At 61.5% G+C, this 24355-nt stretch carries 17 protein-coding genes; 9 read left to right on the top strand and 8 right to left on the bottom strand.

Translation table 11 applies throughout. The features are described 5' to 3' along the window. Positions 1 to 98: 98 nt before the first annotated feature. Together E0L37_RS18755 and E0L37_RS18750 are read right to left on the bottom strand one after the other, a co-directional pair. A complete protein-coding gene (locus E0L37_RS18755) occupies positions 99 to 803 on the bottom strand; it encodes a TetR/AcrR family transcriptional regulator (protein WP_133493187.1) in 705 nt (234 codons plus the stop codon). 90 nt (positions 804 to 893) lie between these two features. Continuing rightward, complete coding sequence (locus E0L37_RS18750) at positions 894 to 2357, bottom strand: NAD-dependent succinate-semialdehyde dehydrogenase (protein WP_133493186.1); 1464 nt, start codon at positions 2355 to 2357, stop codon at positions 894 to 896. A 276-nt stretch (positions 2358 to 2633) separates the two neighbouring features. Between E0L37_RS18750 and E0L37_RS18745 the strand changes: the two genes are divergently transcribed. Beyond that, the gene (locus tag E0L37_RS18745) at positions 2634 to 3716 is read left to right on the top strand and encodes an alcohol dehydrogenase (protein ID WP_133493185.1); all 1083 of its coding nucleotides are present in this window, start codon (positions 2634 to 2636) and stop codon (positions 3714 to 3716) included. Between the two features lie 114 nt (positions 3717 to 3830). Here the strand turns inward: E0L37_RS18745 and E0L37_RS18740 are convergent, their stop codons facing one another. The 3 genes from E0L37_RS18740 to E0L37_RS18730 form a co-directional block, all read right to left on the bottom strand. Beyond that, positions 3831 to 4961, bottom strand: coding sequence for a beta-ketoacyl-ACP synthase III (locus E0L37_RS18740; RefSeq protein ID WP_205655652.1), 1131 nt, complete (start codon positions 4959 to 4961; stop codon positions 3831 to 3833). A gap of 224 nt (positions 4962 to 5185) precedes the next feature. After that, positions 5186 to 9049 (bottom strand): ATP-dependent RNA helicase HrpA, encoded by a 3864-nt coding sequence (hrpA, locus tag E0L37_RS18735; protein ID WP_133493183.1) that lies wholly within the window; start codon positions 9047 to 9049, stop codon positions 5186 to 5188. Positions 9050 to 9216: 167 nt separating this feature from the next. Continuing rightward, complete coding sequence (locus E0L37_RS18730) at positions 9217 to 11010, bottom strand: M61 family metallopeptidase (protein ID WP_166643099.1); 1794 nt, start codon at positions 11008 to 11010, stop codon at positions 9217 to 9219. 112 nt (positions 11011 to 11122) lie between these two features. On the opposite strand from E0L37_RS18730, the gene E0L37_RS18725 reads away from it, so the two are divergent. Further along, positions 11123 to 12031 carry an alpha/beta fold hydrolase gene (locus E0L37_RS18725; RefSeq protein ID WP_133493181.1) on the top strand — a complete coding sequence of 303 codons (909 nt, stop codon included), beginning with the start codon at positions 11123 to 11125 and terminating at the stop codon, positions 12029 to 12031. Between the two features lie 214 nt (positions 12032 to 12245). Here the strand turns inward: E0L37_RS18725 and E0L37_RS18720 are convergent, their stop codons facing one another. The 3 genes from E0L37_RS18720 to E0L37_RS18710 form a co-directional block, all read right to left on the bottom strand. Next, positions 12246 to 14297 (bottom strand): transporter substrate-binding domain-containing protein, encoded by a 2052-nt coding sequence (locus tag E0L37_RS18720; protein WP_240687508.1) that lies wholly within the window; start codon positions 14295 to 14297, stop codon positions 12246 to 12248. A gap of 977 nt (positions 14298 to 15274) precedes the next feature. Then, a complete protein-coding gene (locus E0L37_RS18715) occupies positions 15275 to 16684 on the bottom strand; it encodes a thrombospondin type 3 repeat-containing protein (RefSeq protein ID WP_133493180.1) in 1410 nt (469 codons plus the stop codon). 19 nt (positions 16685 to 16703) lie between these two features. Further along, positions 16704 to 17789: an OmpA family protein gene (locus tag E0L37_RS18710; protein ID WP_236564174.1), complete on the bottom strand. Its 1086-nt coding sequence runs from the start codon at positions 17787 to 17789 to the stop codon at positions 16704 to 16706. Positions 17790 to 18063: 274 nt separating this feature from the next. Between E0L37_RS18710 and E0L37_RS18705 the strand changes: the two genes are divergently transcribed. The 7 genes from E0L37_RS18705 to E0L37_RS21950 all read left to right on the top strand — a co-directional run bounded on the left by E0L37_RS18705 (position 18064) and on the right by E0L37_RS21950 (position 24288). Then, positions 18064 to 20079, top strand: a complete 2016-nt coding sequence (locus E0L37_RS18705) for a neutral/alkaline non-lysosomal ceramidase N-terminal domain-containing protein (protein WP_133493179.1) — start codon at positions 18064 to 18066, stop codon at positions 20077 to 20079. A gap of 52 nt (positions 20080 to 20131) precedes the next feature. Further along, complete coding sequence (locus E0L37_RS18700) at positions 20132 to 20782, top strand: hypothetical protein (RefSeq protein ID WP_133493178.1); 651 nt, start codon at positions 20132 to 20134, stop codon at positions 20780 to 20782. A gap of 46 nt (positions 20783 to 20828) precedes the next feature. Continuing rightward, a complete protein-coding gene (msrA, locus tag E0L37_RS18695) occupies positions 20829 to 21461 on the top strand; it encodes a peptide-methionine (S)-S-oxide reductase MsrA (RefSeq protein WP_133493177.1) in 633 nt (210 codons plus the stop codon). A gap of 5 nt (positions 21462 to 21466) precedes the next feature. Continuing rightward, complete coding sequence (msrB, locus tag E0L37_RS18690) at positions 21467 to 21895, top strand: peptide-methionine (R)-S-oxide reductase MsrB (RefSeq protein WP_133493176.1); 429 nt, start codon at positions 21467 to 21469, stop codon at positions 21893 to 21895. A gap of 333 nt (positions 21896 to 22228) precedes the next feature. Next, a complete protein-coding gene (locus E0L37_RS18685; RefSeq protein WP_133493175.1) occupies positions 22229 to 23491 on the top strand; it encodes an MFS transporter in 1263 nt (420 codons plus the stop codon). Beyond that, on the top strand, positions 23488 to 23907 hold the full coding sequence (locus tag E0L37_RS18680) for a PaaI family thioesterase (RefSeq protein WP_133493174.1): 420 nt from the start codon (positions 23488 to 23490) through the stop codon (positions 23905 to 23907). The genes E0L37_RS18685 and E0L37_RS18680 overlap by 4 nt, the downstream gene beginning before the upstream one ends. A gap of 147 nt (positions 23908 to 24054) precedes the next feature. Continuing rightward, on the top strand, positions 24055 to 24288 hold the full coding sequence (locus E0L37_RS21950; protein WP_133493173.1) for a potassium-transporting ATPase subunit F: 234 nt from the start codon (positions 24055 to 24057) through the stop codon (positions 24286 to 24288). Positions 24289 to 24355: the final 67 nt, after the last annotated feature.

Here is a 24355-nt window from a genome sequence, read left to right as displayed (position 1 = left end):
CGCTTGCAAGCAAGCTTCCCACAGCGGCGCTGTAGCGACCCACGATGGAGGGTAGTGCCGTTTTCCTTTAAATCGCGATAAAACACGTCACGCCAGTGTCAGGCGCTATCCTTGCCGGACGGATTGCCCATCGAATTTTCACGCGCCAGTTGATCCAGCATGGCCGCCACCCCGGCGGACACCGTGCGCAGGATGACCTCGTCATCCACTTCCTTGTTAAGCCAATCCCGCATCGGCGCGAACGCGCCGAGAAAAATAATCAGGTTCGCCAGCACCTCCGCGCGAGGATCCTCCTCGGACAACCTCGCCCGTTGACGTAAACGCGCGGCCAGTCCTTCAATTACCGCCCGGTCACGCGCGCGCATGGCACGGCGGTCATCCTCCTGCAGATAAGGCACCGAACGGTAGATCAGCAGTGTGCCCCGGCGCTTCTTGGTCCAGGTGTCCCGCAGATAATCCGCCACCGTGTCCGCGAACCGAGTGTCGCCGCTTTGATCCAGACGCTCAGCCAGGGTCGGCACATCCGGACGAAACCAAAGCTTGTTCAGCAAACGCCGCAGAATGTCGTTTTTATTGGCGATGTAGTCGTAAATACTGGCCTGGTTGACGCCGGAGCGGGCACAGATATCGCGGATCGTGGTGGAAGCGAATCCCTTCTCCAGAAACAGCTCCAGAGCGGCATCACAAATCTGATTGCGACGCGTCTCGATCAGTGTCGTATCCTGAACGCCATCAACCACGGCCTCCGCCAACTGCTCGCCGTTCGAGGTCTGCCTAGCGCCTCGTTTTTTATCCGCTGACAAGCGTTTTCTCCAATAGAAATGAGGGTTTTTCGAGGTTAGCACAGCGTCTCGGGAGGCGGAAGAAACAGTGGCGGGCAAGCCGCCACGCCCCTACAGCCCGGCCACACACAAATAACGGGTTTCCAGGAATTCATCGATGCCGTACACCGAGCCTTCACGGCCAATTCCCGATTCCTTGACACCACCAAAGGGCACCGTCTCCGAAACGAAACGCGGCGTGTTGACGCCGACCATGCCGTATTCGAGCTGCTCGTTGAGCCGGAAAATCCGCCCCAGGTCCCGAGTGTAGGCATAGGCCGCCAGTCCATAAGGGGTATCATTGGCGAGCCGGATGACCTCCTGTTCATCACTGAACCGATATACTGGCGCCACCGGGCCGAAGATCTCGGTATTGAACACCTTCATTGCCGGAGTGACATCGCCCAGAACGGTCAACGGATAGAAGGTTCCTCCCAAACCGGCATCACCGCCACCGCCGGTCACCACCGTGGCACCCGACGATACCGCGTCGTCCACCAGAGCCGACACCTTTTCAAACGCCGCCGGATTGATCAGTGGCCCCTGGGTCACGCCATCCCTGGTGCCCTCACCCAACACCAGCGTTCCCACCGCCCGGGCAAGCCGTTCCAGAAAAGCATCGTAGACGCGCTCGTGCACCATGATGCGATTGGCGCAGATGCAGGTCTGACCAGTGTTATAGAACTTGATGGCGATGGCGCCGGCCACCGCCTCGTCCAGATCCGCGTCCTCGAACACCAGGAACGGCGCGTTGCCGCCCAGTTCCAGGCTGACTTTCTTCACCGTGGCCGCGCACTGAGCCATCAACAACTTACCCACCGCCGTGGATCCGGTGAACGACAATTTGCGTACCCGAGGATTGGCGGTCAGTTCTCCACCCACTTCCGCGCCATGGGAAGCGGTAACCACGTTGAAGACACCCGCCGGCACCCCGGCCCGCTCCGCCAGCGTCGCCAACGCCAGTGCGGACAGCGGCGTGTCCTCGGCCGGCTTGAGCACCACGGTACAGCCGGCCGCGAGAGCCGGGGCCACTTTGCGGGTGACCATGGAGGACGGAAAATTCCACGGAGTGATCGCCGCCACCACACCGACCGGATAGCGCGTTGCCCATTCACGGCGGCTGTTGTCCGCTGGCGGCAGAATATCCCCCATCACCCGCATCGCTTCCGCGGCGAACCAATCGACGAAATTGGCACCGGAAAGCACCTCCGCCCGGGCTTCCGCCAATGGTTTGCCCTGCTCCAAGGTAAGCAGCAAGGCCAGGTCGTCGGCATTAGCAACGATCTCCTGATGCCAGCGACGCAGAATCGTCATGCGTTCCCTGGCCGATCGGCGGCGCCAATCGGTGAAGGCAGCGCCGGCCGCCTCCACCGCGGTGCGGGCATCAACGGCCCCCATATCCGGCACCTGCGTCAGTACCTCGCCAGTGGCCGGATTCTTGACGTCAAAAGCAAGGCCGGATCGCGCGTCACACCAGACACCATCGATCAGTGACTGGTGACACAGCAAGGTCGAATCCTGAAGTTCAGCGGACATAGCCGTCTCCGTGGGTAGTCTGAACAGTACTGGCCGGCGGCCTCGACCAAGGTTGGTCAAGCCGGCCTACCGCGCGGTATATTTAATTTACTACGGAAAGCACCATGAGGAGTGTCATGAGTGGTGTCATGAGTGGTGGCACGGTGGAAATCGTCGCCTCGGACGATAGCCCTGCCCGCCAACTTGCCGTATATGATGTACAGCATACAAATACCCTGTCGATGCGGCCAACCCGCGTGACCGGCCCCAAAGACGTTACTTACAAGGACGCCAGCCATGACTGCAGAACAACAAAACGGCGTATCGGACAGCCGCCGCTTCGAATTCCAGGAGTTCGGCGGGCCGATCGCACCGCAAAGCTACGAGCTGCCCGCTCCCGCCGGCAATGAAGTACTGCTCAAGGTCAACTACTGTGGGGTCTGCCACAGCGACGTTCATCTTCATGACGGCTATTTTGAATTGGGCGGCGACAAGCGACTGAACTTCGCCATGCCGTTGCCGCTTACCCTGGGCCACGAGGTCATCGGCACCGTGGTGGCGGCGGGCGATCAGGTCACCGGTGTCAAACCCGGCGATCAACGCCTGATCTATCCGTGGATCGGCTGTGGTAAGTGCGGCGCCTGCCAGAAAGGCGAGGAAAATCTGTGTGTCGCTCCCGCGCACCTGGGCGTGAACAAACCGGGCGGCTACGCTGACCATATTGTCGTACCTCACCCCCGCTATCTGCTCGATATCAGTGGTCTTAACCCCGGTGACGCCGCCACCCTGGCCTGCTCCGGGCTGACCACCTTCTCCGCCATCAACAAAGTGCTGCCGCTGGCGGATGACCAGTGGATCGTGGTGATCGGTTGCGGCGGCCTGGGCCAGATGGCGCTGCGTATCCTTCAGGCCATGGGCATCGGCAACGTGATCGGTATCGACGTTTCCGAGGAGAAACGCCAGTTGGCCCAGGAAAGCGGTGCACGCCACGGTTTCGATCCGAATACGCCGAAGTTGAGCCGGGTGGTGGCGAAAACCTGTCCGGGCACGGTGCAGGCGGCCCTGGACTTCGTCGGCAATGAGCAGACCGCTCAATTGGCGTTGAGTCTTCTCGGCAAGGGCGGCAAATACGTACCGGTGGGTTTGCACGGTGGCGAACTGCGCTACCCATTGCCGATCATTACCAACAAAGCGGTAAGCATCATCGGCTCTTACGTGGGCACACTGAAGGAACTGGAAGACCTGGTGGTTTTCGCCAAGGAGAAGAACCTGCCCCCAATCCATATCGAGCACCGTCCGCTGGAAGGCGCCGCGCAAGCGGTGGAAGACCTGGAAAAAGGTCAGGTGGCGGGCCGGGTAATTCTGGACGCGGGGAGCTAAACGCCGGACGCCGGACGCCGGACGCCGGACGCCGGACGCCGGACGCCGGACGCGAAACAGCTTGGATTTTATCCTTTAAGCGTCAAGCGTCCGGCGTCAAGCGTCCCGCATTCTTTACTTCACCCGTTTGACCACCACGCTGCCGATGGAATAACCGGCGCCAAAGGAGCAGATCACCCCCTTGCTGTCCACCGGCAGGTCGGCGTTGTGCTTGTGAAAGGCAATAATGGAACCCGCCGAGCTGGTATTGGCGTACTCGTCCAGAATGACCGGCGCTTCCTCTTCGCTCGGGTCGCGCCCCAGCACCCGGCGGGCGATGAACTGGTTCATGCTCAGATTGGCCTGGTGCAGCCACATCCGACGCAGCTCTTCCACCGGCAGGTCCAGATCGCTCAAATGGCCGCTGATCTGCTCGGCCACCATGGGACAGACTTCCTTGAACACCTTGCGACCTTCCTGGCGGAACAGTTTATCGCGGGCGCCGATGCCGGACGGATCGGCCCGGTTCAGGAAACCGAAGTTATTGCGGATATTGTTGGAGAACCGGGTTTGCAGCCGGGTGCCGAGAATCTCCCAGCGGTTGTCACTGGTGGCGTCCTCGGCCCGCTCCACGATCACCGCGGTGGCCACGTCACCAAAGATGAAGTGGCAATCGCGATCCTGCCAGGCCAAGTGACCGGAACAGATTTCCGGATTGACCATCAGCACGCGCCGGGCGGAGCCATTGCGCACCGCGTCCACCGCGGCCTGGATACCGAAGGTGGCGCTGGAACAGGCCACGTTCATGTCATAGCCCCAGCCATGCTCCATGCCCAATGCCTGCTGCACTTCCACCGCCATGGCCGGATAGGCGCGCTGCATATTGGAGCAGGCCACCAGCACGGCATCCAGATCGTCAGCTGTCAATTTGGCGTTCTCCAGTGCCTGACGGGCGGCGTTGACGGCGATTTCCGCCTGCACCGAGAGCTCGTCATCGGAGCGCTCGGGGATACTCGGGCACAACCGTTCGGGATCCAGGACCCCTTCCTTATCCAGCACATAGCGCTGTTTGATGCCCGAGGCTTTCTCGATGAACCCGGTGCTGGAAGGACTCAGGGCCTCCAGTTCACCGGCCTCGATGGCGGCAGCGTTGCTTTCGTTATAGAGCTGCACGTATCTGTTGAACGACGCCACCAGCTCGTCGTTGCTTATGGACTGCTGCGGGGTCCACAGTCCGGTTCCGCTGATCACTACGGATTGGGTCACTAACCTGTCCTCTCTGCAAAGGCGCATCGGGCGCCGCGACAGTAAATGATGTCATTATCCGGATTCAGCCCCGTGGGCGCAAAACCGATGTTTCGAAAGCGGGTTGATTACTCTCCCATCCGGGAACTTCGGACTATTCGCGGCCAAGGCCGCTTCCCACAAATTGCGCTGCGCAGCCGCTGTGGGAAGCTTGCTTGCAAGCGAATGGGCTCCAGGGGGCCCATTCAGCAGGCTTCCCACTGCCGGTTCAAGCGCTTGGCCGACACCGGCATACGGGTGCCCAAAGTCTGGGCGAACAGGCTCACCCGGTATTCTTCCAGCATCCAGCGGAACAGCGCCAGCGGTTCAGGCAAGCGCCACCGCGGCGTTTCCCCGGCCCGACGGCTGTACTTTTCCCAGAACGCCTCCAGTTCCGCCACCTGCGCCCGGTCACGCCCCAACTGCCCGCCCATCTTGTCAAGGCGTTGCTCGATGGCGCTCAGATATCGAGGGTACTCCGACAACCACTCGCCGGGCACGGACAACAGAAAATCCGTTTCGAACAACGTCGCGAGCTGCGTTTTCAAATCCCGATGGGCATGGGCCCAGGCCAGCGGAAACCCCTTTTCCAATCGAGTCATGATGCCGCGATAGCAGGCGAACACCTCGCCCCAGTGGCGAACAGCCCGTTCCGCCGCCGGTACGAAATCGCCACGGCCAGCATCCAGACGCTGGCGAAACGCACTCTGATCCCGCACTGGCTCGGCATGGAAGCGGAAGTGGTCCGCGGCGGTCCGCAACATCACCTGCTCCAGCGCCTGCCGCGCCATCGCACTCTTTTCGCTTTTCAGCTTTTGCCAGCCAACCGCCGTGCCGGCCTGACGTTTCAGCGATTTGAGTTGATCCGGCAGCCGCAGCAGCACCAGACGGGCGCAACCATAACCATGGTGCCAGGCGGCCTCATCAGCGTCATCGAAATGCTCAAGCCGAACCCGGTCCTCCAGATCCCTCAGCCCCGGGTAGCGGCGCAGGACAATACCGCCGCGTTGCTGTTCATGACATGCCGGCACCGCGCCGAAATCCCATTCCCGGCTTTCCTGAGCAGGCGGCTCTTCCATCGCTTCGCCGGGTGCCGGCGTCCGGCCCCGCAGGCGTTGGCGCAGATCCGCCGGATCGCGGCCTTCCACCACCACGTCATCGCGGTCCATCACACGCAAATTCATGCGCAGGTAATCCGGCAACTGATCCTCGCGCCATTCCTCCTGCTCCACCCTCACGCCGGCCATGCGTTGCAATTCCCGGGTCATCGCCGGCAGCAACGGCTGATCCGGTGTCAACGCTTCCATCAGCGCATTGACGTAATCCGGCACTGGCACGAAATGCCGGCGGCGCGACTTGGGCAGGCCACGCAACAGCGCCTCCAGTTTTTCCCGCAACAATCCCGGTACCAGCCAGGCCAACCGTTCTTCCGGAATCTGGTTCAATACCGCCAGCGGCACCACCAAGGTCACGCCATCGCGCTGCCCGGTGGGGTCGAAACTGTATTCCAACGGCAGGCGCATGGCGTCCACCGTCAGTTCATCGGGGAAAGCGTCACGCTGCCATTGCGGTGTGCGTGAGAGCAGCACGTCGTCGTCCATGATCAGAGCCTGACGTTCCGCTTCCGAAGCGTGCTTGCGGTACCAGGTCTCCAGGTGAGTGAGGGTATACAGCGATGCCGGCAACCGCTGGTCATAGAACTCGAAGCGGGTCTGCTCGTCGGCGAGAATGTCACGCCGGCGCAGCTTGTGCTCCATCTCCTCCAGCGTTTCCAACCGTTCCCGGTTGGCCTTGACGAAGGCCGGTTCACGACTGAGCTGCCCCGCCACCAGCCCTTCACGGATCATCAGTTCCCGCGCCAGCTCCGGCTCCATCGGGCCGTAATGCACCCGCCGTCCGGACGCCAGGATCAAGCCAAACAGATTGACCTGCTCCCGCGCCATCACACAGCCGCGCCGTTTCGACCAGTGCGGCTCATAATACTGACGTTTCACCAGATGGGCGGCTTCCGCCTCGATCCAGCCCGGTTCCACCCTGGCCACGCAACGGGCGAACAAGCGGCTGGTTTCCACCTGCTCCGCCGCCATCAGCCAGCGCGCTCCGTTCTTCTTGCCAGCGGATTTACTCAGCGCCGACCCCGGCCAGATCAGCGGTTTGCGATTGCGGGTGGAGAGCCACTCGCCCTCCTCGCCTCGCATCATCACGTTGCCCAGCAAGCCGCTGAGCAGCGAGCGGTGGATAGCCTCATGCTCGGCCGGGCTGTCGTTGAGCACCCAGCCTTCCTGCTTCGCCAGCAGCAGCAATTGACGGTGCGTGTCCCGCCATTCGCGCATCCGTGACGGCGCCAGAAAAGTCTTTTTGAGCAGTTTCTCGAACTGGCCGCGACTGAGTTCCTCTCGCTGCTGTTCCGCCCATTGCCAGAGGTTCCAGAACCAGAGGAAATCCGATTCCTTGTCCTGGAACGGCTGGTGAGCCTGATCCGCCTGTTGTTGTTTTTCGCGTGGACGCTCGCGCGGATCCTGCACCGCCAGCGCGGCGACGATCGGCAGCACCTCGCGCAGCGCCTTTTTCTCCGCTGCCGCCACCAGCATGCGCGCCAGCGTCGGGTCCAGTGGAAACCGGGCCAACTGTTTGCCCAGGGCGGTGGGCCGGCGCTCGCCGTCCAACGCGCCCAGTTCTTCCAACAGGCGATAACCGTCCCGGATGAAACGGCCATCCGGCGGCTCCATGAACGGGAAATCCTCCACCCGGCCCAGCCCCAGGTCCGCCATCCGCAGGATCACCGCCGCCAGGTTGGTACGCTGGATTTCCGGATCGGTGAACGCCGGACGGTTGATGAAGTCGTCCTCGCTGTACAAACGGTAGGCAATCCCCGGCATGATCCGGCCGCTGCGTCCGGAACGCTGGTCGGCGCTGGCCTGGGATACCGGTTCCACCGGCAGCCGCTGAACCTTGGAGTGAACGCTGTAGCGGCTGATACGGGCGGTGCCGGCGTCAATCACGTAGCGGATGCCCGGTACCGTCAGCGAGGTTTCCGCCACATTAGTGCTCAGCACGATCCGGCGGCCACGGTGCGGGGAGAATACCCGTTGCTGCTCGGCGGCGCTGAGCCGGGCGTACAACGGCAATAACTCGGTATCACGGAAATCGCAGCGTTTGAGATGATGGTGTACATCGCGGATTTCCCGCTCACCGCTGAGGAACACCAGCACGTCACGGGCCACCGGGCGGCCGTCACGGCGCTCCTCGCTATCGATCCGCCGTAGCACCTCCTCCACCTGCCAGCCCAGTTCCCGCTCTCCTTCCGGCGGGCAGTATCGAATATCCACGGGATAGGTGCGGCCGGACACCTCGAACACCGGCGCGCCGTTAAAATGATCAGCGAAACGGCGATGGTCGATGGTGGCCGAGGTGATGATCACCTTCAGATCCGGGCGGCGCGGCAACAATTGTTTGAGGTAGCCGAGCAGGAAATCGATATTGAGGCTGCGCTCATGAGCCTCGTCGATGATCAGGGTGTCATATTGGCGCAACTGGCGGTCATGCTGGATCTCGCTGAGCAACATGCCGTCGGTCATCAGTTTGATCAGACTGTCCGCGCCGACTTGTTCGGCGAACCGGACCTTGTAGCCGACCAGTCCGCCTACCCGGGTATCGAGCTCCTCGGCCAAACGCGCGGCCACGGAGCGGGCCGCCAGGCGGCGGGGCTGGGTATGGCCGATGTAGCCGTCCACCCCCCGCCCCAGCTGCAGACAGATTTTTGGCAATTGGGTGGTTTTGCCGGAACCGGTTTCGCCGGCCACCACCACCACCTGATGATCGCGAATCGCCTCGGCCAGTTCCTCACGGTGATGCACCACCGGCAGGTCCGGCCAGCGTAGTTCGGACACCAACGAGGCGCGCCGTTGACGATCCGCCACCGAAGCCTCGATCGCCAACGCCACCTTGGTCCGCACCGCTTCATTGGGACGGCGGCGCAAGCCTTCCAGGCGCTTGCGCAAGCGGCCGCGATCGGCGCCGCGCGCTTCATCAAGACGACGCTGTAAATCCTTCAGGGAAAGGTCAGTCATAACTCACGAATTCGGAGAGAGATCGCGGTCCTTTTCGGTATGAAAAGGACCGCCGGTGTCTCACGGTCGAGGACGGGCACGCTGACACGCCCATTCGCTGGCAAGCCAGCTTCCCACAGCGGCTAAAGATGACCTTTTTTCCGCTGTCAACTGTCAACTATCAACTGTCAACTGCTATTCAGCAGCCACGCCCTGCCCTTGTCGGTGAGCCCGCCCTGGGCCAGGGTCAGGTAAGCGGTGGAGGCTTCCGATGGGGCCAGGGTGACACGAAAACGCAGCAGCTCGTCGCGGCGGAATACGTGAACCTCCACGACCTCGCCTTCCTGGTAGCCCTGCAAACGACTGTCCAGTCCGGCAGCGTCGGTTTTGATGCCGTCCACGGCAATGATCACGTCGCCGGCGGAAAGCCCGGCGGCCATCGCCGCGCCCTGTTCGTACACCACCTGCACCCGCGCGCCGAGCGGATCGGTGCTGGCGCGCAGGCCAAGATGCACGGGCACCGGGCCTTTGGCCGGCTTGCCGCCGTTGTCGCCATGACCACTGGCGGGGCGCCAATGCAACACCACCCCGCGCGCGGCCAGCAGCGGGGCCAACGGCAGATCCTCGGTGCTGTACAGCGCCAGTTGGAAGAACTCATCCAGCCTTTCACCCAACAGTTCCTCGGCCAGGGCCTGAATGCCCCGCTCCGGCACGCCGCCGCTGTCCTCGCCGTAGCGTTGCCACAGCAGCCGCATCAAATCATCCAGCGTCACCTGCTCATCGCTACGCTCGCGCAGGGTGAGATCCAGCGCCAGAGCCACCAACGAGCCCTTGGCGTAATAACTGACGATGGCGTTGGGCGCGTTCTCGTCCTGCTTATAGAAGCGTGTCCACGCATCGAAACTGGACTCGGTCACGGTCTGCTTGAGCCGCCCTTGTCCGCGCTGTACCCGGGTCAGGGTCTGGCCGACCAGTTCCAGATAGCTGTCCGGCGAAATCAGCCCGGTGCGCGCCAGAGCCAAATCATCGTAGTAGCTGGTGATGCCCTCGAACGCCCACAGCAGTTCGGTATGAACCTCCTGGCTCAGATCAAAAGGCGTGAACGCCTCCGGTTTGATCCGCTTGATGTTCCAGGTGTGGAAGTATTCGTGGCTGCACAATCCCAGGTAGCTGCGATAACCGTCGCGCACCTGGCGGGGTCCGTCGGTGGGCAGCGGCAAATCACCACGGGGACTCATCAGACTGGTGGAGTTGCGGTGTTCAAGACCACCATACCCATCGGTCACCAGGGTCATGAACAGATACCGGTCCACCGGCGCCGGTTCACCGAACAGCCTGATATGATGCTCGCAGATCGGCTTCAGGTCCCGGCACAGACGCTCCAGATCAACGCGGAAACGGCCGGTGAGCACCACATCATGGGGCACGCCGCGGGCCTCGAAGCGGGCGTGCTCAAAGTGCCCCATCTCCACCGGATAGTCGATCAGCGCGTCGTAGTTGTCCGCCTTGAAGACACCGAAGTCCAGTTCCGCGCCGGACAGCCGCGGCATGCCCGTGGCCAGGCGCCAGGTGGCGAACTCCGCTCCCGCCGGCGCCTGGATGGTCACTTCGCAGGGTTGATCCTCGTGCCCCATGGCCGCCAGGAACACGCAAGGACCGTTGAAGTAGCCATGGGTGGTGTCCAGATGGGCGCCGCGCACCGACAGATCCCAGGCGTAGACCCGGTAGGTCACGGTCACCGGACCGTCCACCGGCGGCAATTGCCAGGTCTGCTTGTCGATCTTGGCCACCGCCAACGGCCGGTCTCCGGCCCGGGCGTCCAGCGACACCAGGTGCCGGGCGAAATCGCGGATCATGTAACTGCCGGGAATCCACGATGGCATGGTCAGGGCCTGGCCTTCCGGCGTCGGCCGGTCCACGGTCAGGGTGATTTCAAAAATATGGGCCTGCGGATGGACCGGACAAATCTGATAGCGAATCAAGGTTGCTCCCGAATAGCGAAACAAGGACGGCGGGAAAACCCCATGATACAGCCCCGTCTTGACGAAACCAAAGGGATGCCGCATGTTCGTGCCACTCACAAAGGGGGTCGCCATGTCCAAACAGCAGCTGTCCATCACCGCCGCCGATAACCACGTTATCGGGGTGCATCACTGGCCGGCGCAGGACGCCGTCGGCACACTGGTCTGGCTGCACGGCATGGCGGAACACGGTGGCCGCTACGGCGCTCTGGGGGAGACCCTGAATGAGCATGGCTGGAATTTGTATTGCCCGGATCATCGTGGTCACGGCACCAGTATCGACGACGACGCCCCCCAGGGACACTTCGCCGACGAGGACGGCTGGGACAAGGTCATCGACGATGTCCTGCGGGTAATGGCGCAGGTGAAGCCGGAGCGGGGACCGCTGGTGCTGGGGGGCCACAGCATGGGCTCATTCCTGGCCCTGGCCGCCGCCGAACAGGCCCCGGAGCAACTGGGAGGCCTGGTGTTGTGCGGCAGTGACAGCCATTCCCCGTGGTTTTACCGTGCCATGACGCTATTGATGGGCTGGCAGCGCCGCCGCCATGGCGTTCGTGGCCACAGTCCCCTGGTGCACAAGATGACCTTCCAGACCTGGGCCGCCAGCATCGCCGACGCCCGCACCGATTTCGACTGGCTCAGCTCCGACCAGGATCAGGTGGACGCCTACATCGCCGATCCCGCCTGTGGCTTTGAGTGCACCACCAGCACCTGGCTGGCACTGATCTCGGCGCTGGCGCAAATCCAATCCGGCGAGCAACTGGCGCGCCTGCCCTCTCTGCTACCAATACTACTGCTGGGCGGCCGTCAGGACCCGATGAGCAACAAGGGCAAAGGCATGGACCGCCTGGAACACATCCTGAAACGCCGCCATCAGCACCTGGAACGGCTCGACTGCCCCACCGGCCGCCACGAGATCCTCAACGACTACTGCGCCCCGGAAGTGCGGCAGACTCTGCTGCAGTGGCTGGCCAATCTGTGAATGGAGTTGACAGTTGATAGTGGACAGTTGACAGCGAGAAAGAAAAAGACAAAAAGGCCCGATCTTTAGCCGCTGCGGGAGCCAGCTTGCTGGCGAATGATGTCACTGAGACGTTTAGCAATATTCGCCAGCAAGCTGGCTCCCGCAGCGGCTAAAGAACAGATTGTTTAGTTCTTGCGCTGTCAACTGTCCACTATCAACTGTCAACTCCGCCTCACTGCTTTTCTGTTGCGCTCAAATACCCCAGGTAGCGGGCGCGGATGTCGCGTACGTATTGCACGGTTTCCTGCCCCCTCACATAGCCGTAGCGGGCCTGACGGGCATAGCGCGGGTGGGACAGCAGCGCCATGGCCTCCTCCACATTGCCAAACCAGCGGTCAGGATCCTTGCCAAGTCGTTGCGCCAGCCGGCGCGCGTCTTCCACATGGCCGTACCCGGCGTTGTAGGCAGCCAGTCCAAAATAGGTTTTTTCCGCCAGATCCAGATGGGCCGGGAAACGGCCCTCCAGCCAGTTCAGATAAGCGACACCGGCGCCAATGCCTTGAACCGGATCGGCCAGATTTTCGTAACCCAGTTGACGCGCGGTCAACGGCATCACCTGCATCAATCCTTCGGCGCCGGAAAACGAACGGACTTCCGGATCAAAATGGCTTTCCTGGTACATCTGGGCGGTGACCATTAACCAGTCGAAACCGTGCTTGAGTGCTTGTTCGCGCACCAGATCGTCATAGGCCGAGATCGGTTTTCCCGGTTCCACTCTTTCAGCGGTGAGGGAAGACGGCGTGGGTTGTCCCTGGAAGTACCGCTCAAAGGTGGTGCGATAGAACCGGCCCTCGCGCACGCGTTTAATATAGTCGTTCAGCTGATGGCGCAGTTGCGGTTGGCGTTCCCGCAAACCCCAGGCAATCCGCCGGGGTTGGCGCAGGGTCCAGAGCACGTTCAGGTCATCCCGGTAGCCCTTCTCCATGGACACCAGGTGACTGTCGGCGATGGTCAGATCCAGCTCCCCTTTCGCCACCCGGTCCATCAGAATTTCCGAAGAAACATTCTGGCGTACTTCAATTTCCACCCCGATACCGTCGTTCTGCAACGCACGCAGGGTCTCCAAGAAAGCGCTGCCGGCGGCCACCGTCACGGTTCGCCCGGCTAGCTCCGACAGATCCTTGAAAGGCGGCGCCGAGGCCGGCCCGATAATTTGTTCATGTACTTCCAGGTAGGGTTGGGAGTAATGCCACCCTTTGCCGCGCCGCGCCGGCGTGACCGTCATGGAAGCGGCGATCACATCCCCTTCTCCGTTTTCCAAGGCAGCCAGCATTTGCTCCGGGCCGTCGCGCACCACCATGCTCAGCCGCAGATCATAACGCTGGGCAAAATCACGAATCAGATCGTAGTCGAACCCCATCAACTCACCGCGCCACATGAAGTAACTGGCCGGGTTGTTGGAGGTGATCACCCGCAACACCCCGCTGTTAAGGATAGCAGGCCAATCACGCTGTTCCGGTTCCTGCTCGGACGCTTTGATACGATGGGCGACAATGTAGCGGTTCACCGCTTCACGCAGGTCCGGGTTGCCTTTGCGTACCGCCCAGGCAATCGCCCTTCGCGGCTGTACCACCGGCCCGGAACGCAGCTCGGGGTAGTCGATGGACAAGGCGTTGAACAAAGGCTCGTCCATGATCACCGCGTCGTACTGTCCCCGCGTTATGCCTCGCAGCAGCTCATCTTCGGACAGCGCTCCGCTGACCCAGTCCACTTCAATATTGTCATGGCGGCGGGCCAGATTCTGAGCGGTTTCCAGATAAGCAGTACCGCGTGGCGCGGCAATAATGAGCGGCCCCAGGTCCGCCACCGACATACCCACCCGATCCGCTGGCAGCACCAGCACTTCCCGCACCACGGCCAGAGGCGTGCAGAACGACAACCGCTCACGGCGCTGGTCGGTACGGCTGTAATGGGTGACAATGAGATCCGCCTGCCCGGCGTTGAGCATCACCGACAATTCGGCGTAATCATCCGCGTACACCCAGCGCGGCTTAAGCCCCAATGATTCAGCCAGGGCTTCCGCTTCAAGGCGGTATTCGCTGGTGGGCACCCCCTCCCAGACAAACTCCTCCTCGGCATCGAAACGCGGCGCCAGCAGCCGCAACACACCGTGCTCTTGAATGTCCGCCAGATCGCCGGTTTCGGTGTAATTGCGGAAGGGCCCCTCCACCGAATCAGAACAAGCCGTCAGCCCCAACAAACAAAGCCACAGCCAAAACCACACGCGCCCTGCTCGGTGCATCCCGCTCTCCCACCACCGTTGCCGTAACCCAAAAACATCAGGCCATTGTTAGGTGAGCCAGTATCGCCGATACCAGTATCCGGATCACATCATGAGCGGGAATTCAGCGGGCATTTTACTTTTTTTTCGGAAAAGCGGCGTCCCTCCCAACAGGCAGAACCACGAAGCCGCTGTGGGAGCGTGTCGGCAAGCGAATCCCTCACACCAGAGACCGCATTCGCCAGCAAGCTGGGCTCCCACGGATCCGCCACGAAGCCGCTGTGGGAAGCTTGCTTGCAAGCGAATATCCCAACACCGGAGGGCCGGAATTCGCCAGCAAGCTGGTCTCCCACGGATCCGCCACGAAACCGCTGTGGGAAGCTTGCTGGCAAGCGAATATCCCAACACCAGAGAGCCGGAATTCGCCAGCAAGCTGGTCTCCCACGGATCCGCCACGAAGCCGCTGTGGGAAGCTTGCTTGCAAGCGAATATCCCAACACCAAAGGGCCGGAATTCGCCAGCAAGCTGGTCTCCCACGGATCCGCCACGAAGCCGCTGTGGGAAGCTTGCTGGCAAGCGAATATCCCAACACCAGAGAGCCGGAATTCGCCAGCAAGCTGGTCTCCCACGGATCCGCCACGAAACCGCTGTGGGAAGCTTGCTGGCAAGCGAATATCCCAACACCAGAGAGCCGGAATTCGCCAGCAAGCTGGGCTCCCACGGATCATGCCACGAAGCCGCTGTGGGAAGCTTGCTTGCAAGCGAATCGCCACCGGCCCAGGGCATTCGCGGCCAAGCGGAGCGCCGCCCGGGCCGCTTCCCACAGCGGCGCTGTAGCCCCCTCTGAATGAATGTCTTCGAGATAACCGAGTAATACGGGAGCCCCCGCCGGAGCGACCCTGTCCCGCTAAACCGCGATGAACAAAAAAAAGGGGCGCTTTCGCGCCCCATCAGTTCGCCTGAAAGGAGAAAGTTATGGATCAGAGCGCCGGGTCGGTACCGGCACAAACACGGTGAATCCTCAAGGAATCATTGACGTTGAGCAAACCCGCGTAGCGCAGTCGAACGCGGTTGAACTCCAGGGACGGATCCAACTGCGTGGACAGGAAACGCTGGCTGCCATCACCGGTGCCGAAGCCCAACAGTTCCAGACCAAGCAGGCCACCATCCGCGGTGGTTTCCGCCACTTCCGTGTCGTTATTAAAGAACGTCAGGGTGACGAAGTTGCCGAGCAGGCTCAGGTTAAGCAGGGGTGAATTGGGCTTGGAAACCACGAAGCCGGCACGATTAACCCCGGAGATCACGGGACCGTCGTAAACCAATGCATCAGCACCACCGTAAATCAAAGCCGCCGTCACATTCAAAGTGGCGAAGGAGTTGTCCTGACCATCGATCATATTGCCCGCGTCGGAGATACCGCAGCTGATGCAAATGCCCACGGCGGAACCGTCCGCCAGGAACCCGTCGCTGGCCAGCAGCGGCTGATAGTTACTGACATCGTTACAGGTGAACCCAGCGTCGTCACACACGTCGCCGATGCCATCACCGTCACTGTCGGCCTGATCCGCGTTGGGAATGGTGGGACAGTTGTCCTGGTCATCGGGGATGCCGTCACCATCGGTGTCGGTGGGATCATCCACCGGGCAGCCGTTGTTGCTGGCGGGACCGGCTACGTCCGGGCAGTCGTCATGACCGTTTTCCACGCCGTCACCGTCGCGGTCGTCATCACAGACATCGCCGATACCGTCCTGGTCAAGATCCGCCTGGTCGGTGTTGGGCACGATCGGGCAGTTGTCCTGCTCGTCGGGCACATCGTCACCGTCCTTGTCACCGGTGCAGGCATCGCCTACGCCGTCACCATCGGTGTCCAGCTGATCGTGGTTGGCCACGTAGGGGCAGTTGTCCTCCCCATTGGGGATGCCGTCACCGTCGATGTCGTCATCACAGGCGTCGCCGATACCATCGTTATCGATGTCCGACTGGGTCGGGTTGGGCGTATTCGGGCAGTTATCCTCGCCGTCGTCGAAGCCGTCACCGTCGTCATCGTTGTTGGCATCGCACGCGTCACCGATACCGTCATCGTCGGAGTCCAACTGATCTTCGTTCGGCACCCATGGACAGTTGTCGTCATCATTGTCCACTTCGTCGCCATCGATATCGTCATCACAGACGTCACCGATGCCATCGCCGTCCTCATCACGCTGATCATTGTTGGGCATTTGCGGACAGTTATCCTCATTGTTGGGGATACCGTCGTTATCGTCGTCCTGGACGTTGGGGGTGGGGTCACCACCACCGCTGCTGCCACCACTGGATTTACAGCCGTACAAGCCGCCGAGGCCGAGCACGGCCACCAACAGCAACAGGCTGATCGTTTTTAAACGTGACATCTCGAGATCCCTCCTCTTACTACTCAGTCACATGAAATTCAACGCGGCGGTTCATAGCGCGACCGGACGCGGAGTCGTTATCGGCAATGGGCTGGCTCTCGCCGTAACCGCGGGCCGTGACGCGGCTGCTGTCCACACCTTCACGAACCAGATAGTTACGCACGGAATCGGCGCGGCGCTGGGACAGACCTTCGTTGTACTGGGCGGAACCAACGCTGTCGGTATGACCGGCCACTTCCACGCGGATGTTGTTGTTTTCCGCGGTCAGAGAACGGGCAATGCGCGATACCAACGGGCGAGAGGAAACGGTGAGTTCAGCGGAATCGAACTCGAAGTTGATGTTGTTGAAGGTCACGGTCTGGTTCACCAGCAGACAGCCTTTGCCATCCACTTTGGCGCCCGGCATGGTATCCGGACACTGATCCAGGTTATCCGGCACGCCGTCGCCATCGGAATCGATCACCGGCTGTTGCACCGCTACCTGCTTGGTTTCCACCCGGGTTTTTTCCACCACCTTGGTGTAACCCATCGGCACTTCCAGACCCACGGAATAGCGGTAATCACCGAAGCCGCCATCGCCGGCGGAATCACCGGTGCCGTCGAAATCGTTATACAGGTAACGGGCTTCGGCACGAACTTTCAGGCCGTTGTTGAACAGTGGCCCGGTCACCGCGCCCAGACCAGCGTTGGCGTGGAAGTCCCAGCCGTCGTCATCGTCGATGTAGACGTCGTTGTAGATACCACCAACGGCCATGACCATGTAAGGGGTGAAACCGGTGCGGTCACCCAGGGTGAAGGCCAGACCCGTAGTCACCGGGTATTGATAGAAGTCCTGGCCGTTGTCGATATCGGACTCGAGACCATAGGCCCCGGCTTCGGACTCCCACCAGATATGATCAGTAAGCTTGCGGCCGTAGAAGATGGTGCCGCCCGCCCCACGGTCACCGGCCTGCCAATCCTCATCCACATCGATGTAATGCGCCATGCCACCGATGTACTGATTGGGTTTTGCCTGTTCTACGTATTCGCGCTCCTGAGCCACGGCGGCATGGCTGGCCAAAGCCACGGCCATGCCCAGCGTGGACAGCTTCCAGATTGCTTTCATCGTCTTTCCCCCTCGGGTATCAACGGGTTACAGTGCAATCATTGGAATAATTGAAGGGCTTAAAAAAAACAGGGATCCGGTGAAAACCGGTTGGAATAGTGTTGAGAACTTCTCTGTCCCATTTCACAACATCACAAAGTCGTATCGATTTGTATCGTTATGTACGCCGCTCGGCTTATGTATTGCTTTAAGAGTAAATTGCAGATATATTTTGCACTTTCGTGCCAATAAAAATGATAACTACGCCGATGCGCTTTTTCCGCGCTCTCTCACCATGATCTCTCGTTCGTTACGCCGCTTGCTGACCCTGCCCCGGCTATTGCTGTTGGTGCTGCTGATCGCTCTTGGCACTGTGCTTCATGCCGCCTGGCCGTTTTTTTTCTACCCCAGCATCACCCTGGACTTCGATATCCCGGCCCCGCGGCCCTCCGCCGTCCAGGACGGCAATCTGGCCGGCGTGGCCGAAGTGGACATCACACCGGCCATCGGCCTGCCCAAGTTCGGCTACTCCGCCTGGGCCCGCAGCGCCAACGGGTTCCGTACTCGCCTGAAAGCCCGCGCCTTTTATCTGCATGGCGCCGGCCAGCCCCCCATGGCCCTGGTGCAACTGGACCTTGGGGCCGGATCGCTGCCGCTGCAGTACGCGGTGGCGGAGCGTATCGCCGCTACCACCGACGTTCCCGCGCACGCCCTCAGCCTGTTGGTCACTCACACCCACTCCGGCCCGGGCCAGTATCTGGGCAGCGATTTCTATAACGTATTCGGCAGCCAGAAGCCCGGATTCGACCCGGCGTTGTTCGAATTTCTCGCCGAGCGCATCAGCCAGGCGGTGATTGAAGCCTATCGCGCTCGCCGCCCGGCCCGTTTCGCCAGCGGGCAAAGCGAGGTATGGGGACTGACCCGCAACCGTTCCCTGGGAGCCTGGGCCCGCAACCACCGGATCCCGGAACAACAATGGACCGAAGAGCTGGCGCACGAAGCGGTGAACCCGAGGATGAGCCAGCTGCGCATCGACCTGATGGCCGATGACGGCCACTTTTATCCAGCCGGCGCTCTGACCCTGTTTTCGATTCACGGCACCGCTATTCCCGCCTTTACCCGTCCCTACCACGCCGACGTCTGGCACTGGTTGGCGCAAGGTATCGAGCCCACCGTCAAGCCGTTGCCCTGGCGGTTCGTGCACGGCACGGTCCAAGCCACCCACGGCGACAACAATCCCGCCTGGGCAGCCGGGTTACGCGGCGACCGCGAGGCACGCCGAATCGGCACCGCCCTGGGAAAACAGGCCAACGCCCTGTTCCATCAGTTGGAAAATGAACTGCGGGACGACCTGCACACTGCCGTGGCGAGCCGGGAACTGGATCTGCTCGCACTCGACGACGACCAGCGCCACGGCCTGTGCGAGCGCCCGATCATCGGTGCCGCCGTGGCCGGCGCCGCCAACGGCGATGAAGTATTTCCGATTTCCTATTTGCCCTACTTGCAGGAAGGCTGGCCACGCACGCTGTTCACCGACGGTTGTCAGGGCGTGAAACAATGGATGCTGTCCAAGCTGCAACTGGCTCTGGCACCGGCACGCTACCCGCATCGAGCTTTGTTCCAGGTCCTGCGCATCAACGACCTGGTGCTGGTGGCTCTGCCGTGGGAAATCACTCTGGAAAGCGGCAACCGGATCCGCGAAGCGGTCGACGCGACGCTACCGGATCCGGACTGGACCGTGGTCATCAGCAGCCTGGCCAACGGCTATTTCGGCTACGCCACCACCGAAGCCGAATACAGCGCCCAGTACTACGAGGGCGGTCACACCCTCTACGGCCCCCATACCGTGGATTTTCTCAGTGCCCAGAGTGCGCGGCTCAGTGACGACCTGTTCCGGCAAGGCAATCAGAACCAGCACCCGGGCCACGCCACTTTCGTGTTGCGCAGTCACCGCTACTGGCCCGAACCGCCGCCCTCCCGCACCTGGTCCCGGCAATGGCAGGGCAAGGCCCGTTATATGACGGGCGACACCACCCACGAGAGCTACTGGCGCTGGCGTTTCCACGGTGAACCGGCCGCGGCGCTGCCGCTGCACCAACCCCTGTTGGCAATACTGGATGAAACCAGTGGCGGAATGCTGGTGGACGACGACAGCGGCGACCTTCAGCTGTTGTTGCTGGAAGACCAGGGCGAGGACGGCGCACTCTATGAGGTGCGCTGGTACACGCCGCCGGAACCCGGACAATCCGGTGGTCGAGCCCTTCACATTCTCGCCGGAGCGGCGCCACGTCTGGTGTCCCCGATCTTCTGAAGCGGCTACACTGACATGACCTTATCGTCAGGCGCCAACAGGAGAGTATTCGGTGAGTTTTCCTTCGTCCCGATTATCACGTTTTCTGTTCCGGACCCGGCGCTGGATCGTCGCGCCGGCCGCCCTGCTGGTGTTGGCCGGTTGTGCCAGCACCACTGAGATCACCACCCGCCACAGCCAGGACACGGCGCCCTCCCCGGCGCGCTCCTTACTGCTGGTGGCACAGAGCCCGGAGCCGGCCACCCGGCGTGTCTGGGAAGAAGTGTGCCAGCCCATTTTCCAGGGTAGTGCCCTGTCGGTGCATCTGGCCCATCAGGTACGACCGATATGGTATGAAGATGGCGGCAAGCAGGGCTTGCTGCGCTGGTTGCACGATCAACCCTACGACCGCGCCCTGATCGTCGATCTGACCGCTCTGCTGCTGGCGCCGCCCCGCATGACCGAGTCCCGGGATCTCAACCCGATCAACAGCGACATGCGCCAGGAACCCACTTGGCGGATTGGTATCGGCGGCAAACTGGAAAAACCCAAGGAGCCGGATGCGCAACAGAGTTATGAGGCGGAGTTTTTCGACAAAAGCGGCCGCCCTCTGTGGACCGGCGTGGCACGAACTCATGAAGCCAATAACCGTAAGGCCATCGCGCGCAGTCAGTGCCGCGCTCTGCATCAGGTATTGACCGATCGCGGCCTGATCCCCAAATAAGCGCTGGAGCCGATCCATCACGAAGAGGCGAACGAGGAGTCCCACAATGAGCGCAGTCATACCCGGAACCAGCCTGGCCCTGCACCCGGAACGCTTCCCCGACCCCGCCGAGGCTCTGCCACGGGATCAGGACCCGGGTCGCGCCATCCTCGCCGGCGGTTGTTTCTGGTGCACCGAGGCTGTGTTCTTACAGCTGAACGGGGTCCATTCGGTCATCTCCGGCTACGCCGGTGGCGACGCGGAACACGCCAATTACGAAGCGGTCTGCACCGGCCGCACCGGTCACGCCGAGGCCATCGAGATCCGCTATGACCCGGCGGTGATCCGTTACGGCGAGTTACTCAAACTGTTCTTCGCCGTGGCCCACGATCCCACGCAGAAGGACCGGCAAGGCAATGATCGCGGCCCGCAATACCGCTCCGCCATCTTTTATCAAAGCGAACCGGAGCGACAAGCGGCCGCCGCCTATATTCATCAACTCAATCAGGCCGGCGCCTTCATCGCGCCCATTGTTACCACCCTGGAGCCGCTGGATACGTTTTATCCGGCGGAGGACTACCACCAGGATTTCGCACGGCGTCACCCTACCCAGCCGTACATCACCCACGTGGCGCACCCGAAAGTAGAAAAACTGCGAACGGCCTTTCCCGACACCCTCAGAACTCCGGAGGCGGACTGAACATCATGAGCGAGCATTTGTCCCCCAGCGGCCACGACCTGACACCGCTGACCGACCTGGAAAAACAACAGCGAGCCGCCGCTCTCACCCCGGAAGAGCGGCGCATCCTGCTAAACCAGGGCACCGAACCACCGTTCTGCGGCGGACTGCTGGACAATAAGGAAGACGGCGTTTATCACTGCAAGCTGTGTGATCTGCCCTTGTTCCACTCCGCCACCAAGTTCGATTCCGGCACCGGCTGGCCGAGCTTTTATCAACCGGTGGACGACACCCATATCCGCCGCCTGGAGGACCACAGCCACGGCATGACCCGCACCGAGATCCGTTGTGCCCGCTGCGATGGTCATCTGGGACATGCGTTCCCCGATGGCCCGCCCCCGACCGGCGAACGTCACTGCCTGAACTCGGCGTCATTGGTGTTCAAAGTCGGTTGAAAAATCGGGGCTCACTAGCCCACTCCCTCTACGGTGATCTTGGTGACATTCGCGCTGTCTTCGCGAGCAAGCTCGCTTCCCACAGGAGATCTACGTAACCACCGTGGGAGGCGAGCTTGCTCGCGAATCGGGTGTTAGCGTGCGCCCCGAACCCGTGGAGCATCGGAGCCCCATACGCCACGGACCGGCCATTTTCCATGTTTAGTTTTTCTATGCCTCCCGCCTTAGAAAATCCCGTTTGTCTCCCGACACCCGCTGCCCCAATATGGAACACGGCCTGATCAGCCGGCCCGCGGTCCAATAACCCGCAGTCCAATAACAAAGGAGTCCGTCGTGCCCACGCCAACCCCAACACCACCTTCCCGCCTTTTTCCCGGCTGGTATGTGGTCGGTGGTGCTTTCGCCGTTACCTTCCTCGGCTTCGGCAGCGCCTATACCTTCAGCGCCTTCGTCGACGCGCTGCAAACCGATTTCGAAGCCTCACGTGGCTCCGTGTCCCTGGTCTTCTCTCTGGCTGGTTTTCTTTATTTCGCGTTGGGCGTTATCAGCGGCCCCCTGGCGGATCGCTGGGGTTCACGCACCATGGCAATCATCGGCATGCTGTTCACCGGCGCCGGTTTAATGCTGGCCGGGCTGGCCCGCAACCTGATGGAGGTGTATCTGGCCTACGGGCTCGGTGTCGGGCTGGGTGTCGGCTTTTCCTATGTGCCGGCGGTGGGCGCGGTACAGCGCTGGTTCTCCCGGCGCCGGGGCTTCGCTTCCGGGCTGGCGGTGAGCGGTATCGGCGTCGGCACCCTGTTCATGCCCCCCATCGCCGCGCTCCTGATCGAAGCCCTGGGCTGGCGCCAGAGCTACCTGCTGATCGGCGCGATCACTCTGGTTCTCGGACTGATACTGTCACTGCTGATCCAGAACGACCCGCGTGACCGCGGGCTCCATCCCGATGGCGATCCCGCCCCGCCGCCAGGCAGCGTCTCCGACGGTATGCGGGTCGGCGAGGCGATCCGCTCAAAGCGGTTCATTCTGCTGTACGCCGCGGGCCTGGTTGCGTCCTTCGGCCTGTTCGTGCCATTCGTGCACCTGGTGCCCTACGCCCGCGACCACGGTATTGATTCCGCGTCCGCCGCCTTGCTGCTGGGCGCCGTCGGCATCGGCAGCACCGCTGGCCGTTTTCTTCTGGGCAGCCTGGCGGACAAATGGGGACGTCAAATCACCCTGATGGCCATGTTCATGGGCATGGCACTGTCTCTTTTGATCTGGCTGTTTTCCCGGGACTTTTGGGGACTGTCGTTGTTCGGTTTCGTATTCGGTGTGTTTTACGGCGGCTTCGTCGCCCTGATACCGGCACTCGCCATGGACTACTTTGGAGGACGCCATATCAGCAGTATCATCGGTGTGCTTTACACCAGCGTGGCCCTGGGAACCCTCATCGGTCCCACCGCCGCCGGCTATATTTTCGACCTGAGCCACAGCTACACGGTGCCCATTCTTGCCAGTATCGCCACCAACATTCTTGCCGCCGCGATCATGACCCGGATCCCGAAAGTACGCGCCGCGCCGTCCTGTTCAACCCCTGCTTTGGAAAAAGAAACATGAACGAAAACCAGAACGACCAGATCACCCAACGCCAGGCCGGCTTCCTGCCCGGCTACATGGGGCTCCAATGGGACACCGCCGAGCGCGGCCTGATACGCGGACACTTCAGTGTGGCCCGTCATCACCTGGCGCCCAACGGTTATCTGCATGCCGCCTCGGTGATCGCCCTGGCGGACTCCGCCTGCGGTTTCGGCTGCCAGACTTCGCTGCCGGAAGGCGCCATCAGCTTCACCACGGTGGAACTGAAAAGCAACTTCATCGGCACCGCCCGCGAAGGTGTCGTGACCTGCGAGGCCAAGGCCGTTCACCTGGGCCGCACCACGCAACTTTGGGACGCGGAAGTGCGTCACCAGGACAGCGGCAAGGTCATCGCTCTGTTCCGTTGTACCCAGATGGTGCTTTACCCGAAAGGCTGAAAGCCGATCCCTCCTGAATCGCGGCTCGTAAGCCACTGGGGTTCCACAGTTGCCGGCCTGCCTTGCTTACACGCACTGTATTCGCTGCCAAGGCAGCTTCCCACAGCGGCTTCGTAGCCCCTCTGTGGGAAGCTGCCTTGGCAGCGAATGCAGTGTGAATTCATATCTCCAAGACCAATAGACAAGCCCCCTCCAAGGCGATTTTTACGCCTTTTTTATGCTCCTTTGATTTTCTCTGAATCGATTTTTTACGCCCCTCGCTCGTACGCTTCCCCCCATCTTCCATCAGCGATAGCAAGGATCCGTTCCATGTTGTTACTCATCGTTCTGGGGATCGCCGCGTATCTGCTGGCCACCCTGCTCTGGCCGGAGAAATTCTGATCATGATCCTGCTCGGCATCGTCATCCTCATTGCACTGTTTGGCGTGTGTTTCACCTTTCTGGAATT

The organism is Alcanivorax sp. 24, assembly GCF_004360225.1.
Lineage (GTDB): Bacteria > Pseudomonadota > Gammaproteobacteria > Pseudomonadales > Alcanivoracaceae > Alloalcanivorax > Alloalcanivorax xiamenensis.
The sequence above is the reverse complement of the archived record's forward strand: the minus strand, read 5'-3'. Positions and strand labels throughout refer to the sequence as shown.